Origin of the sequence: Leifsonia virtsii (genome assembly GCF_030433675.1) — a bacterium.
GTDB classification, from domain to species: domain Bacteria; phylum Actinomycetota; class Actinomycetes; order Actinomycetales; family Microbacteriaceae; genus Leifsonia; species Leifsonia virtsii.
Map to the genome: position 1 here is coordinate 254,048 of NZ_JAROCB010000002.1, position 13,076 is coordinate 267,123.

General features: G+C 72.9%; 14 protein-coding genes. 3 read left to right on the plus strand and 11 right to left on the minus strand.

Going from position 1 to position 13,076, the window contains the following annotated elements:
* Position 1: 1 nt before the first annotated feature.
* The 4 genes from P5G59_RS07220 to P5G59_RS07235 all read right to left on the minus strand — a co-directional run bounded on the left by P5G59_RS07220 (position 2) and on the right by P5G59_RS07235 (position 3,301).
* The gene (locus P5G59_RS07220) at positions 2-1,039 is read right to left on the minus strand and encodes an aliphatic sulfonate ABC transporter substrate-binding protein (protein ID WP_301217417.1); all 1,038 of its coding nucleotides are present in this window, start codon (positions 1,037-1,039) and stop codon (positions 2-4) included.
* 31 nt (positions 1,040-1,070) lie between these two features.
* The gene (locus tag P5G59_RS07225) at positions 1,071-1,928 is read right to left on the minus strand and encodes an ABC transporter ATP-binding protein (protein ID WP_301217419.1); all 858 of its coding nucleotides are present in this window, start codon (positions 1,926-1,928) and stop codon (positions 1,071-1,073) included.
* 90 nt (positions 1,929-2,018) lie between these two features.
* Positions 2,019-2,426, minus strand: a complete 408-nt coding sequence (locus tag P5G59_RS07230) for a DUF6264 family protein (RefSeq protein ID WP_301217421.1) — start codon at positions 2,424-2,426, stop codon at positions 2,019-2,021.
* 26 nt (positions 2,427-2,452) lie between these two features.
* Positions 2,453-3,301 (minus strand): exodeoxyribonuclease III, encoded by an 849-nt coding sequence (locus tag P5G59_RS07235; protein WP_301217423.1) that lies wholly within the window; start codon positions 3,299-3,301, stop codon positions 2,453-2,455.
* A gap of 116 nt (positions 3,302-3,417) precedes the next feature.
* On the opposite strand from P5G59_RS07235, the gene pyrE reads away from it, so the two are divergent.
* A complete protein-coding gene (gene pyrE, locus P5G59_RS07240; RefSeq protein ID WP_301217425.1) occupies positions 3,418-3,966 on the plus strand; it encodes an orotate phosphoribosyltransferase in 549 nt (182 codons plus the stop codon).
* On the plus strand, positions 3,966-6,623 hold the full coding sequence (locus tag P5G59_RS07245; protein WP_301217427.1) for a hypothetical protein: 2,658 nt from the start codon (positions 3,966-3,968) through the stop codon (positions 6,621-6,623). Before pyrE ends, P5G59_RS07245 begins: the two co-directional genes overlap by 1 nt.
* A gap of 7 nt (positions 6,624-6,630) precedes the next feature.
* Here P5G59_RS07245 and P5G59_RS07250 read toward each other — a convergent pair whose 3' ends face one another.
* Complete coding sequence (locus P5G59_RS07250; RefSeq protein WP_301217429.1) at positions 6,631-7,428, minus strand: HAD-IIA family hydrolase; 798 nt, start codon at positions 7,426-7,428, stop codon at positions 6,631-6,633.
* Between the two features lie 93 nt (positions 7,429-7,521).
* On the opposite strand from P5G59_RS07250, the gene P5G59_RS07255 reads away from it, so the two are divergent.
* Positions 7,522-8,163, plus strand: a complete 642-nt coding sequence (locus P5G59_RS07255) for a TrmH family RNA methyltransferase (protein WP_301217431.1) — start codon at positions 7,522-7,524, stop codon at positions 8,161-8,163.
* 66 nt (positions 8,164-8,229) lie between these two features.
* Here the strand turns inward: P5G59_RS07255 and P5G59_RS07260 are convergent, their stop codons facing one another.
* The 6 genes from P5G59_RS07260 to P5G59_RS07285 all read right to left on the minus strand — a co-directional run bounded on the left by P5G59_RS07260 (position 8,230) and on the right by P5G59_RS07285 (position 12,988).
* Positions 8,230-8,646 carry a DUF3052 domain-containing protein gene (locus P5G59_RS07260; RefSeq protein WP_301217433.1) on the minus strand — a complete coding sequence of 139 codons (417 nt, stop codon included), beginning with the start codon at positions 8,644-8,646 and terminating at the stop codon, positions 8,230-8,232.
* Positions 8,634-9,476, minus strand: coding sequence for a metallophosphoesterase (locus P5G59_RS07265; RefSeq protein WP_301217435.1), 843 nt, complete (start codon positions 9,474-9,476; stop codon positions 8,634-8,636). The genes P5G59_RS07260 and P5G59_RS07265 overlap by 13 nt, the downstream gene beginning before the upstream one ends.
* A 46-nt stretch (positions 9,477-9,522) precedes the next feature.
* Complete coding sequence (locus tag P5G59_RS07270; protein ID WP_301217437.1) at positions 9,523-9,687, minus strand: hypothetical protein; 165 nt, start codon at positions 9,685-9,687, stop codon at positions 9,523-9,525.
* A gap of 78 nt (positions 9,688-9,765) precedes the next feature.
* Positions 9,766-11,619: a YhgE/Pip family protein gene (locus P5G59_RS07275; RefSeq protein ID WP_301217438.1), complete on the minus strand. Its 1,854-nt coding sequence runs from the start codon at positions 11,617-11,619 to the stop codon at positions 9,766-9,768.
* Positions 11,616-12,329 (minus strand): hypothetical protein, encoded by a 714-nt coding sequence (locus P5G59_RS07280; protein WP_301217440.1) that lies wholly within the window; start codon positions 12,327-12,329, stop codon positions 11,616-11,618. The genes P5G59_RS07275 and P5G59_RS07280 overlap by 4 nt, the downstream gene beginning before the upstream one ends.
* The gene (locus tag P5G59_RS07285; RefSeq protein WP_301217442.1) at positions 12,326-12,988 is read right to left on the minus strand and encodes a TetR/AcrR family transcriptional regulator; all 663 of its coding nucleotides are present in this window, start codon (positions 12,986-12,988) and stop codon (positions 12,326-12,328) included. Before P5G59_RS07285 ends, P5G59_RS07280 begins: the two co-directional genes overlap by 4 nt.
* Positions 12,989-13,076 lie beyond the last annotated feature (88 nt).

The following is a 13,076-nucleotide window of genomic DNA, read 5'->3' on the forward strand; positions in this document are numbered from 1 at the left end:
GTCAGCCCCCGATGGCGCCCGGGTCGGCCTTCTTGGCGAAGGTCGGGTCGAGCAGCGTGTCGAGCGCCTTGTCGATGTCGGCCTGCGAGCGGACGTCGCCCGACTGGACGAAGATCGGCCCGACCTTCTTCAGCACGGCCAGCTGCGCCTTGCCCGGCACGTTGGAGACGTCCAGGTTGGTGCGCTCGGTGATGACCGTGGTGGCGACCGCCGGGTCGATGCCGGCGACGTCGGAGAGGATCTTCGCCGTCTCGTCGGGGTGCTTCTGCGCCCAGGCCCGCGCGTACTCGTAGGTGTTCACGACGGTCTGCGCCACATCCGGCTTCGACGACAGGAACGACTCGGTCGCGTTCAGGAAGCCGTAGGTGTTGAACTTCACGTTGCGGTAGATGAGCTTCGCGCCCGACTTCTCGGCGTTGGCCATGATCGGGTCGAGGCCGCTCCAGGCGTCCACGGAGCCGTTCTGGAGAGCCGCCCAGCCGTCCGCGTGCTGCAGGTTCTGGATGGTGACATCGCTCGCCGACAGGCCGTTGGCCTCCAGCGACTGCAGCAGGAAGAAGTACGGGTCTGTGCCCTTGGTGGCGGCGACCTGCTTGCCCTTGAGCTTCTTCACCGAGGTGATCGGGGAGTTCGGGCCGACGACGATCGCCGACCACTCCGGCTGCGAGTAGATGTCGATCGTCTTGATCGCGGAGCCGTTGGACCGGGCGAGCAGCGCGGCCGAGCCGGCGGTCGACCCGACGTCGATGGCGCCGGAGCGCAGCGCCTCGTTGGCCTTGTTCGAGCCGGCGGACTGCACCCAGTTGACGGTGATGTCCTGCTTCTTCAGCGCCTTCTCCAGCCAGCCCTCCTTCTTGATGACGAGGCTCAGCGGGTTGTAGGTGGCGAAGTCGATGTTGAGCGTTCCGCCCTTGGTGACGCCGGCGGTGCTCTCCGACCCGGCTGCGGCGCCCTCCCCGGCGACGCAGCCGGTCAGCAGAAGGCTCGTGGCGGCGGCGATGGCCGCGGCGGCGGTCAGGATGGTGGATGTGCGGCGCATGATGCCTCTCGGGTCGCTGTGCGTGGGGGTTTCAGTACGGGAAGACGGGGACTGCGGTGGTGCGCTGCTCGCCGTGGGCGCGTCCGTGGCGGTCGATGCCCAGGCCGTCGAGCAGCTCCGCGCGCAGGGCGGCGAGCTCTGCGGAGCCGCGATCGCGCGGACGGGCGCCGGGAACGGTGGTCACGCTGCGGATCGTGGAGCCGGCGTGCTCCGGCTCGGTGCCGAGCAGGACGACGCGGTCGGCGAGCTGCAGGGCCTCGTCTACGTCGTGGGTGACGAGCAGGATCGTGGTGGGGGCGGCCGCGTGGACGTCCAGCAGCAGGTCCTGCATGCGGAGCCGGGTGAGCGCGTCGAGGGCGCCGAACGGCTCGTCGAGCAGCAGGACGCCGGGGTTGCGGGCGAGCGCCCGGGCGAGGGATGCGCGCTGCGCCATGCCGCCGGAGACCTCGCGCGGCCGGAGGGTGGCGGCGGCGGTGAGCCCGACGAGGTCGAGCAGCCGGGCGACGCGCTCGCGGCCGGCGGCGCGGTCGAGGCCGCGGGGGAGTCCGAGCGCGACGTTGTCGGCGAGGGAACGCCACGGGAGTAGACGCGGCTCCTGGAAGCCGACGGCGCACCGTGCATCCACACCGGCGACCGGGGTGCCGTCGATCAGGGCGGCACCCGCCGTGGGGGCGTCGAGGCCGCCCGCGATGCGCAGCAGCGTCGACTTGCCGCAGCCGCTCGGGCCGAGGATCGCGACGACCTCGCCCGGCGCGATGCGGAGGGACACGTCGCGCAGCACCACGCGGTGCCGGTCGGACGACCGCTTGTCGCGCTTGTCTCGCACCTCGAAGGCGCGCCCGACACCGTCGAAGGCGACGGGGAAGGCGGAGGACAGGGCGGCGGTCATGGTGTTCCGACGCTACCGAGGGGCGGCGCTCGCCCGCTGGGCCGCTGAAACGCTACGTAATGAAAGTTGTCCGGCGGTGCCGGGGGCGCGTCAGAGGGAGGCGCCGGGGACGCCGGAGATCACGAGCGCGGCGCCGCCGATCCACACGCCGATGGCGAGCACGATGCCCACGAGCGGCACCCAGAAGGCGATGCGCCGCCGGATCAGCAGCACGACCGCGACGATGACGGCAGCGACGGTGACCGCGCCGGGGCCGAGGAGCGCGGTGAAGAACCCGGCGCTCATCCGGTCGGTGTCGCACACGGTGGACGCGCCGCACGGGTCGCTCGCGAAGACCAGGAAGAACGCGAAGAACGTGAGGCCGATGGCGATGGCCCCGCCGATCACGAGCAGGACGATCGTGGTCACGAGGTCCCACACGACGACGGGCCGGCGCGGGACGGGCGGCGGGGCGTAGCCGGGCGCGGGAGGGCCGTAGGCGGGTGGCGGCGTCGTCATCGTGGCGTCTCCTCCTGTCGTGGGTCTCAGCCGAAGATCATCGGGCGGTCGTCGTCGTCCTCGTCGCCGGCCGGCGGCGCGAGCTCGACGAGCACGGGGACGTGGTCGCTGGGGGCGTCGCCCTTGCGCTCGTTGCGGTGGATGCTCGCATCCACGACCCGGTCGGCGAAGGCGCGCGAGCCGAGGATGAAGTCGATGCGCAGTCCCTCGTTGCGCGGGAAGCGCAGCTGCTTGTAGTCCCAGTACGTGTAGCCGTCCGGGACGATCGGGCGCACGACGTCGGTGAGCCCGGCCTTCTCGAACGCGGCGAAGGCGGTGCGCTCCGGCGGCGAGATGTGGGTCGAGATGCCGGGGACGAGGCTCGGGTCGCCCACGTCGGAGTCGAGCGGGGCGACGTTCCAGTCGCCCATCAGGGCGAGCTGGAGGCCGGGGTCGTCGGCGAGCCACCGCTGGGTGTCGGCGGCGAGCGCGGCGAGCCAGTCGAGCTTGTAGACGTAGTGCGGGTCGGCGAGGGCGCGGCCGTTCGGCACGTACAGGCTCCAGAGCCGCACGCCCTCGACGGTCGCGCCGATCGCCCGCGCCTCCTTCGGCAGGTCGGGACCGTCGTGGTCCTTCAGGAAGCCGGGCATGTCGGGGAAGCCGATCTCGACGTCTTCGAGGGGCAGGCGGCTGGCGATCGCGACGCCGTTCCACTGGTTCAGGCCGTGCAGCACGACCTCGTAGCCCGCCTCCTCGAACGCGGCGTAAGGGAACTGCTCCGGCTTGCACTTGATCTCCTGCATCGCCAGGACGTCGACGTCTTCGCGGACCATCCAATCGACCACCCGGACCACGCGGGTGCGGATGGAGTTCACATTCCAGGTGGCGACGCGCATGCCCCGATCGTATCGGCCGCCGCCGACGTCCTCCGAGCCGGCGACGGGTTCGTGGACGGCTCATCGCCTGTGGACAACTCCCGGTCACCGCGGGGTTCCCCTCTAGAATCGTGGATGTGACCGACACACGACAGCAGCTCATCGACTACATCGCCGCCGAGGCCGTCTTCCACGGCGACTTCACGCTCACCAGCGGCAAGAAGGCGAGCTACTACGTCGATCTGCGCAAGGTCAGCCTCGATCACCGTGTCGCGCCGCTCATCGGGCGCGTGATGATCGACCTCATCCGCGACATCCCCGACGTCTTCGCGGTCGGCGGCATGACGATGGGGGCCGACCCGGTCGCCGCGGCGATCCTGCACCAGGGCGCCGCCCAGGGTCTCGAGTACGACGCCTTCGTGGTGCGCAAGGAGCCCAAGGACCACGGCCGCGGCAAGCAGGTCGAGGGTCCCGACCTCGAGGGCAAGCGCGTCATCGTGCTCGAGGACACCTCCACCACCGGCGGCTCGCCGCTCAAGGCGGCGGAGGCGCTCAAGAAGGTCGGCGCCGAGATCGCCGCCGTCGCGGTGGTCGTCGACCGCGACACCGGCGCTCGTGAGGCCATCGAGGCCGCGGGCTACCCCTACTACGCCGCGATCGGCCTGAAGGACCTGGGGCTGGCCTAGTGTCCGACGAGCGCGGGAGGGGCGCGGCGGACGACGGGCGTCCGGGCGACGCCGGCGAGCCGGCATCCGACGCGCAGGAACCCGAGTTCGGCAGCTCCGAGTGGCTGCTGCAGCAGCTGACCGGCGGCCGCCGCGTCGGTCGGCGGTCGGCGGAGCGTGACGACGAGGCAGGCCGGGCCGAGTCGGCTGAGGAGCCGACCGCGGTGCAGGATGCCGCGCCCGCTTCGGAGGAGATCCCGCCCGTGGCGTCCGGCGACGCGGCGGCGAACGAGCCGGCCGCGTTCGACGAGCTGCTCGGCAGCGCCGTCGCGCCGGAGGCGCCGCCCGCGGCGGCGGCCGAGCCCGGCCCCGAGCCGCAGACGGAGTTCCCGGTCGCCTTCAACTGGAACCTGACTCCCGGCGAGGGCGTCGACCCGCTTGTGGAGCCCGAACCCGGTCCGGAGCCGGAGGTCGCGTCCTCGGTCGACGTGCCCGCGGCACCGAACCCGGAGCCCGTGCACGACGACGCCGCGGAGGCTCAGGCAGCCGCGTGGGCGTCGTTCCAGAGTTCGGAGGCGGCGGCGGAGCCGACCGCGAAGCCGGAGGCGGAGCAGCCGCGCGCTGACCAGGAGGCGGAGCAGCCCGCCTGGTCGCTGTTCGACGCGCTTGTGGCCGAGGGACCGGCGCAGGGAGCGGAGGCGCCGGAGGAACCCGTCGCGCCTGCCTCGCCGGTGGCTCCGGAACCGGAGCCGGAGCCGGAGCCCGCCGCTGCGCCGGAGTACCGTTCGCCGCTGTTCGAGCCGACGCCCGCGGAAGAGCCGGAACCGCCCACCGCCGAGACCCCGGTCGCCGCCGGCTCGTGGGTGATCCCGCCCGCGGAGCCGCCTCAGCCTGCCGAGCCCGTACCGCCGCGAACGATCTTCGACCCGCCGGCGGCCGCATCCACGCCCCCGACCGACGCCGACGCCGACGAGCGCGGGCATGGGCTGGCGGCCCTGCTCGGCTTCGGTGCGCCGGAGGAGGGCGAGCAGTCCGCGCGCTCCGTCATCGGCGACACCACGAGCATCATTCCGTTGGTCCCCGGCGCCGTGCCGCCCGCCCCCGCGACTCCGGCGACGCCGCCGGCGTCCGGCCCCGCGGCCACGGAGCCGCCGTCGACCGAGTGGGCGGGTTCGCACCAGCCCGACCCGTGGCTGGACCGGCCGGGCCACGCCGATCCCGCGCCGCCGACGAACCCGGTGCTCCCGCCGATCGACGCCGCCGCCCTGTTCGAGCCCGCGACCGACACGGCGGCGCACCGGGCGGCCGCGCCGGAGCTGGATGCGCTCCTCCGCTCGGAGAGCCGTCCCGAACCCCCTACGCTGCCGGCCGAGCACTCGCTGCCGTCGGAGCCGGAGACGGTCCTCCCGCCGACCGCGGGGACCGAGCCGGAGCCGTTCGCGCCGACCGCGGCGTTCCCGGCGGTGCTGCCCTCGGAGCCGGAGATCCCGGCGGCGGAGGCCGAGATCGCCCTGGGAGGAGTGCCGTCGCCCGCGACCAGTCCGATCGACGCGGCGAGCATCGCAGCCGCCGCGGAGACCGCCGCGTTCGAGTCGCCCGCCGCCGCGGAGGAGACCCCCGACGGCGACGAGTCGGACGGTCTCGCCGAGCTGTTCGGCGACGTGGCGACGATCGACGACGCCCCGACCTACGACGCCCCGACCTACGACGCCGAGACCGACGACGCCCCGACCGACCACGCCCCGATCGAGACCGACTCCGCGGGCACCGACGACGAGCCGGCGGCCCCCGCCCGCGACGAGGCTCTCGACGAGGCCGAGCAGGAGCCCGCCGCTGCCCTCGAGGGACCACAGCTCACGGCGACCGTGCCGTTCTTCCTTCCGTCGCCGGACACTCTCGGCCCCACCGAGGAGGCCGACGGCATCGACGACGCCGCCGCCACGGGCGGACCGGCCGCCGGCGCCGCCGCGAGCCCGGCCCCCGCCGCCGCGCAGACGTCTACCCCGGTCACGGCCTCCACCTCACCGTCGGCCGCCGCCGGTCCGACAGCGGCACCGGCCGGCCCCGGCCTGTGGGGCTCGCGCAACAACCGCATCCTGTTCTCCGTGGCCGGCGGCCTCGCCGTCCTGCTGGTGCTCATCGGGCTGTTCGCGCTCGGCACCCGCATCCCGTCGCTGTTCGGCGCGGCGAAGCCGGTCCCCGCGCCGACCGCCTCGGCGGCCTCCGCCACCCCGAAGCCGACGCCGACCCCCACCCCGGTGCCCACGGTGACGCCCAAGCCGGCTCCCGTCGGCGCGGGCACGCACCCGTGGGATGCCCTCGGCGGCGGCGAGTGCATCCAGCCGTTCACCACCGTCTGGGCGCAGGAGTTCACGGTGGTCGACTGCGCGACGCCGCACACCGCCCAACTCGTCTACACGAACCTGCTGTCCGCCGATCCGGCTGCTCCGTACCCCGGCGCCGACGCGCTCGCCGGGCAGGTCCCCGGACTGTGCACCGCCTCCGGCGTGGTCGACCTGAACGCGGCCGGCGCCTACCCCGACCTGCAGGTCATCGGGTCGTTCCCCGCGACCGAGCAGCAGTGGAAGGACGGACAGCGCTCCTACTACTGCTTCGTGAACCGCTCGGGCGGCGAGCCGCTCACGACGTCCGTCGCGGGGCCCGGCCCGACGGGCTGAGCCGGGCTCAGAGCTCCGTCTCGAGCGGAGCGGCCGACACCAGCTCGTACACGCCGTTCAGCACCTCGTCCGGGCGGAACGGGTAGCGCTCGATCTCGGTGCGGTCGCTGATGCCGGTGAGCACCAGGATGGTGTGCAGCCCGGCCTCGATCCCGGCGACGACGTCGGTGTCCATCCGGTCGCCGATCATCGCCGTGTTCTCCGAGTGCGCTCCGATGCGGTTCATGGCCGAGCGGAACATCATCGGGTTCGGCTTGCCGACCACGTAGGGGTCGCGGCCGGTCGCCTTGGTGATCATGGCCGTCACCGCGCCCGTCGCGGGCAGCGGCCCCTCAGCGCTCGGACCGGTCGCGTCCGGGTTCGTGGTGATGAACCGCGCGCCCTTGCCGATCAGGCGGATCGCCTTCGTGATCGCGTCGAACGAGTAGCTGCGGGTCTCGCCGACGACCACGTAGTCCGGGTTCGTGTCGGTCATGATGAAGCCCGCCTCGTGCAGAGCGGTCGTGAGGCCGGCCTCGCCGATGACGTACGCGCTGCCGCCGGGCATCTGCGACTTGAGGAAGTCGGCGGTGGCGAGGGCGGACGTCCAGATCGACTCCTCCGGCACATCCAGGCCCGAGGTCCTCAGCCGGGCGGCGAGGTCGCGCGGCGTGAAGATCGAGTTGTTGGTGAGGACCAGGAACGGGGTGCCCTGGTCGCGCCACTGCTGGATGAGATCGGAGGCGCCCGGGAGCGCCTGGTTCTCGTGCACCAGCACGCCGTCCATGTCGGTCAGCCAGCATTCGATCTCGTCGCGACTCGTCACACGGGCCCCTTTCGCCGGGATTCGGATGCGACCAGCTTAGAGGCCGCATCCCCGCCGCGGTGAGGCCGGCCGCACCCCGGATACGCTGAGCGAGTGGACGACACCCCTCACCCGGCGCACGAGCTGAGCACGAACGGCGTCGGACCGTGGCCGGGGGACTGGCCGGACGACCCGCGCTACGACCCCGAGCTGCTCCGCCACGGCGACACCCGCAACGTCATCGACCGGTACCGCTACTGGAGCATGGAGGCGATCGTCGCCGACCTCGACCAGCACAGGCACCCGTTCCACGTGGCCATCGAGAACTGGCAGCACGACATGAACATCGGCTCCATCGTCCGCAGCGCCAACGCGTTCACCGCGGACACCGTCCACATCATCGGCCGCCGCCGCTGGAACAAGCGCGGCGCGATGGTGACCGATCGCTACCAGCACGTGACGCACCACGACGACGTGACCGGGTTCGTCGGCTGGGCGCGGGAGGCCGGGCTCCCGGTGATCGCGATCGACAATGTCCCGGGTTCCGTGCCGATCGAGACCTTCGCCCTGCCACGGGAGTGCGTGCTGCTGTTCGGCCAGGAGGGCCCCGGGCTCTCGGCTGCGGCGCTGGATGCGGCGGACGCCGTGGTCGAGATCACGCAGTTCGGCTCCACCCGCTCGATCAACGCCTCCGCCGCCGCCGCGATCGCGATGCACGCGTGGGTCACCCAGCACGTCCCCTTCCCGCCGCGCTAGCGATCGAGTTGCACGTCGTGGCGGCTATCCGGCCCGAATAACGACCACGACGTGCAACTCGGCGGGTCAGCGGTTGGCGAGGCGCCAGACGAGCTTCAGGCCCGACCAGTCGGTGTCGATCGCGGCGACTTTAACGTCGACCAGGCCGCGGGCCAGTGCGGCCTCGCGCACGACGCTGTCGCTCAGGTCGCTGACGTGGCCGCCGGCCTTCCGCGGCCAGGCCGCCCAGATCATCCCGTCGGGCCGGATGCGCTTGCCGAGGCCGTCCAGTTCCGCGAGGAGCTCTGCGGTCGAGCGGAAGAAGGCGAGGATCAGCCCGGCCGGCTCGTCGCCGACCCAGGTCACCTCCGGAGCCCCGTCGAGCGGGATGCTCCAGCCGTCGTCGGCGTGCAGCACCGAGACACGCATGCCGGGCTTGAGGCCGAGCTTCTTCCACAGCGGCGTGCCGGAGTAGCCGGCGGCGGCCGCGGTCATCCGCGCCATCCCGCGTCGTCCGCGATCCGCCGGACCGCCTCCGCATCGAGGTCGTACACCGTCGCGCCGTCGTCGGGCGCCGGCGCCGTGACGACGTGCGCCCGCACCGGGCCGTCGACCGGCACCTGCACCCAGGCGAACCCGGCCCCGCGCACCGCGCGCTCGCGCGGCGGCGGCCACAGCACGTCGGTCGTGTTCGCGACCGCCGGGGCGACGACCACGGGGATGCCGGAGGGGCCCGCCTCGGTGACCAGCCCGTGGTGGTAGTGCCCGGCGAGGATGGCGCGCACGTCTCCTGCCGCGCACACGTCGACCAGCGGCTCCGGGTCCACGAACCGCAGCGTCTCGAAGAGCAGGGTCGTCGGCGCGACCGGGGGATGGTGCAGCACCACGACCGTGCCGTTCTCCGCCGGGGTGGCGAGCACCTGGCGCAGCCGGTCGAGTTGTGCGGAGTCGACGCTGCCGTACCCTGCGCCCGGCACGCTGGTGTCGACCGTGACGATCCGGAAGCCGCGCACCGCCGTCACCGTCTCGCGCGCGCCCAGCACCTCCTCGAACCCGTCGCGCAGGTCGTGGTTGCCCATGGCGTAGACGATGGCCGCCCCGCGCTCGGCCGCCCACGGTTCGAGCGTGCCCTTCAGCCGCCGGTACGAGTCGGCGCTGCCGTCGTCGGAGAGGTCGCCCGACGCGACCACCACATCCACCTCGGCGAGCGAGCCGGCGCGCGCCAGGACCCGGTCGAGCCCTGCCAGGGTGTCGACGATCCCGTAGTGCAGGCGGCCGTCGCCGTACAGGTGCGTGTCGGAGAGGTGCAGGATGCGGAGGGCGTCGTCGGTCACGCGGCCACCCTACCGGCGACCACCGGCACGCCGAGCGGAGCCCGGCTCACTCGGTGTCGAGCGCCTCGATGATCGCGTCGACCGCGGTGAGGAGGTTGTGCAGCGCCTGCCGCTCGATCGAGTCCTCCGGCAGCTTCTGGATGTCGTAGGTGGCGGCGCTGGCCGCCTGTCGCGCCTGCGAGAGCGCCGCCTGCACTTCGAGATCGGCCATGGTGGTCCTCCCTGCGTTCGGATGCTGGTGGGCGCCACCCTATCGCCCGCGGAGGGGCGCCCACCAGGGGTGCGCGACCTAGCCGATGAGCGAGGGCCGCAGGTCGCGCAGGGTGCGGAAGTGCGTCATCCGGGTGACGCCGATGGCCGAGACGAGCAGGGCGATCAGCATCCACAGCGCGAGAACTCCGGCGTCCGCCCAGGCCGTCGCCGGATTGCCGCCGTACATCAGCTGCCGGATGCCGTCGACCGCGTACGACATGGGCAGCACGTGGTGCAGTGCGGCGAGGGGACCGGGCAGCGTCTGCCAGGGGAACGTCCCGCCCGCGGTCACCAGCTGCAGCACCATGAGCACGAGCCCGAGGAACTGCCCGACGCTGCCGAGCCAGACGTTGAGCGCCAGGATGATCGCGGCGAAGGTGACCGACGCGAGCCCCATGAGCCCGTACATCCCGAGCGGGTTGTCGATGCGGAAGCCGAGGGCGCCCGCGACGATGGCGAACAGGCCGACCATCTGGATGGCGCCGAGCAGCCCGGGGGTGAGCCAGCCCGCCAGCGTGATCTTGATCGGCGAGTGCAGTGCCGTGATGGCGCGGCGCGAGACCGGCTTGACGATGAGGAACAGCGCGTAGATGCCGATCCACCCGGCCAGCGCCACGAAGAACGGCGCAAGGCCGGCGCCGTAGGTCCCGGCGGACGTGATGGAGTCGTTCTTCAGGTTCACCGGGTCGGCGATGGTCGACGCCTGCTTCTTCTGCAGGGCGGGGGAGTTGTCCGGGATGCGGTCGACGCCGGACGTGAGCCCGTCGCTCAGCTGCACGGTGCCGTCGTGTAGGGTCGTCAGCCCGTCGCGGAGCTGGGCCGCCCCGGTCGCCGCGGTCGACGCTCCGGACGCCAGCTGGCCGGCTCCGGCCGCGGCCTGCTGCGACCCCGACGCGACCTGGGAGGCTCCGTCGGCGACCTGCCCGGCGCCGGACGCGAGCTGGTTGATCTGGCCGACCGCTCCCTGGATCTGGCTGTTGCCCGACTGCACCTTCGTGTCGAGGTCGCCGAGCACCGCCTTCACCTGGTCGAGTTGTGCCTGCGTGGCACCGGCGGCCTGCAGCCGGTCGAGCAGGTCCTGCTGCGCGGCGGGCGCTGCCGCCGCGATCTGGGCGGCGGCGGCGCTGGCCTCGTTCGCCTTGGTGGCCAGCTGCTGGTTGCCTGCGGCCACTTGCGCTGCGCCGTCGCTGACCTGCTGGGCGCCGGAGGCGAGCTGGCCGAGCTTGCTCGCCAGCTCCTGCGACCCGGAGGCCAGCTGCGAGGTGCCGTCGGCCAGCTGCGAGGCGCCGGACTGCGCGGTCGCGCTGCCGTCGACCAGCTTGCTCGCGCCGTCGGCGGCGGTGACGAGGTTCGAGCGGATGTCGGCGAGCCCGAGCAGGAACTGCTTCGCCGCCTGCTCGTTGACCTGCTTGACGATGGAGGTTCGGATCTTCTCCGCGGCCTGGGTGCCGATGGTCGAGGCCAGGTAGCTGTTGGTGTCGTTGGTGGTCAGCGTGACGACCGCCCGGTGCGGGTCGGTGCCGGAGGCCGACGCGAGCGCCGACGAGAAGTCCTTCGGGAAGGTGATGCTGAAGTCGTACTTGGAGTCGTCCACGCCGCTCGCCGCCGAGCCGGAGGCGACCCGGTGCCACTGGAACGAGCCGTCGTCGATCAGCTGCTGGGCGACGTCGTCGCCGTAGTTGACCGTCTTGCCGTCGACCGTAGCGCCCGTGTCATCCACCACGATGGCGGCGGGGATGCGGTTCAGGTTCGCGTACGGGTTCTGGTTCGCCCACAGGTACAGGCCGCCGTACAGCACCGGGACGCACATCAGGGCGATGAGCGCCACGATGGACATCGGGCTGGCCGTGAGGCGGCGGAACTCCGCCGCGATCATCTGCGGGATCTTCATGCTGTCTCCACGATCTGGTCCGGGAGATCGTCGGTGTCGTCCCGGCCGGGGTCTTCGTCGAAAGTGTCTGGTCTGGTGCCGTCCGGGCCCGTCTCACCGGGGCCTGTCTCATCCATGCGGGAGACGAGGGAGGCCGCGGCGATGGCCGCGGCGGAGGCGTCGCCGGCGACGACGAGCACCGCCTTGTCGCGGCCCGCGAGCTCGCGGGCGAAGCGCCACCACTCGACCGGGTCGCCGCCGTGGCGGTCGGGCGACACGATCACGAGCGCGTCGACGCCCTTCCGCAGAAGGGCCAGCTCGGCGAGCAGGCGGATGCGGACCGTCGGCGGAACCGTGCCGATCGCCGCGCGCGACCACTCCGACGCGCCCAGCTCGCGCAGGGTGCGGCCGACGGCGACGGGATGCGACGGCCGGCCCGCGAACATCAGCTCCTCCGCGACGATGCCCGAGACCGTGACGTCCGCCGCGGGCTCGGACACGTCGGGCGCGTCGATGAGGGCGATCCGGCGGCGCATCGCCGAGTAGTCGGTGGCGCCGTCGATGGTGACGCTGCCGGTGTCCGGCCGCATCCTCCCGGAGGCGATGAGCCCGAGCACGGTCGGGCGCTGCTCCGTCTCGGCGCGGGCGAGGGTGGCGCGACCGGTCTCGAAGGCCGCCGAGGTCTCCGGGAGCGCAGCCCCCTTGCCGACGTGGTCGAGGACGATCTTCATCGGGCGTCGCCTCCCGTGGACGCGCCGGTCGCGGCGCCGAACGCCAGCTCGGGGGTGGAGGCGATCAGCTCGCCCGCCTCCCGCCAGCCGAGCCCCGCGGCTCCGAGGCCGGCGAGCATGACGAGCCGGTGGCCCGCCTCCGGCGTCAACCGCGCGCGGGTGGCCTCGTCGAGCACGGAGACGGCGGCGTTCTCGATCAGCCGGGTGACAGTCTCGCGGTCGAGGTCGGTGCGGATGCGCCCGGACTCCATGCCGCGGCGCACGGTCTCGCGCAGCCGCTCGCGCGCCGGGTCGAGGGCGGTGCCGACCAGGTCGCGGTGCGGACCGCGGACGGCCAGCGCCGCGCTGACGCGCACGTGCTCGACCTCGGCCCAGAGGGTCGCGCCGAACAGCGCGATCTCGACCAGGGGGTCGGGATGCGACACCGGGTCGAGCAGGGCCGCCAGCCGGCGGGCGCCGCGGGTGAACACCTCGACCAGCAGCTCGTCGCGCGTGGCGAAGTGGCCGTAGACGGCACGCCGGCTGAGGCCGGCGCGGGCCGCGATGCTCTCGAGCGACGCGTCGATGTCCTCGTTGAGCGAGGCCGCCGCGGCGCCGAGGAGGGCCTCGCGGTTCGCCGCGGCGTCGCGGCGCGGCGCGCGGGTGGATTCGGTGGGCATGCGTCCAGTGTACGCCATTCGTGCACACTTGTGTGCAACTTCGTGGCTCGCGATAGGATCGAGTGCGACGGTCGTCCGCGTGGCGCCG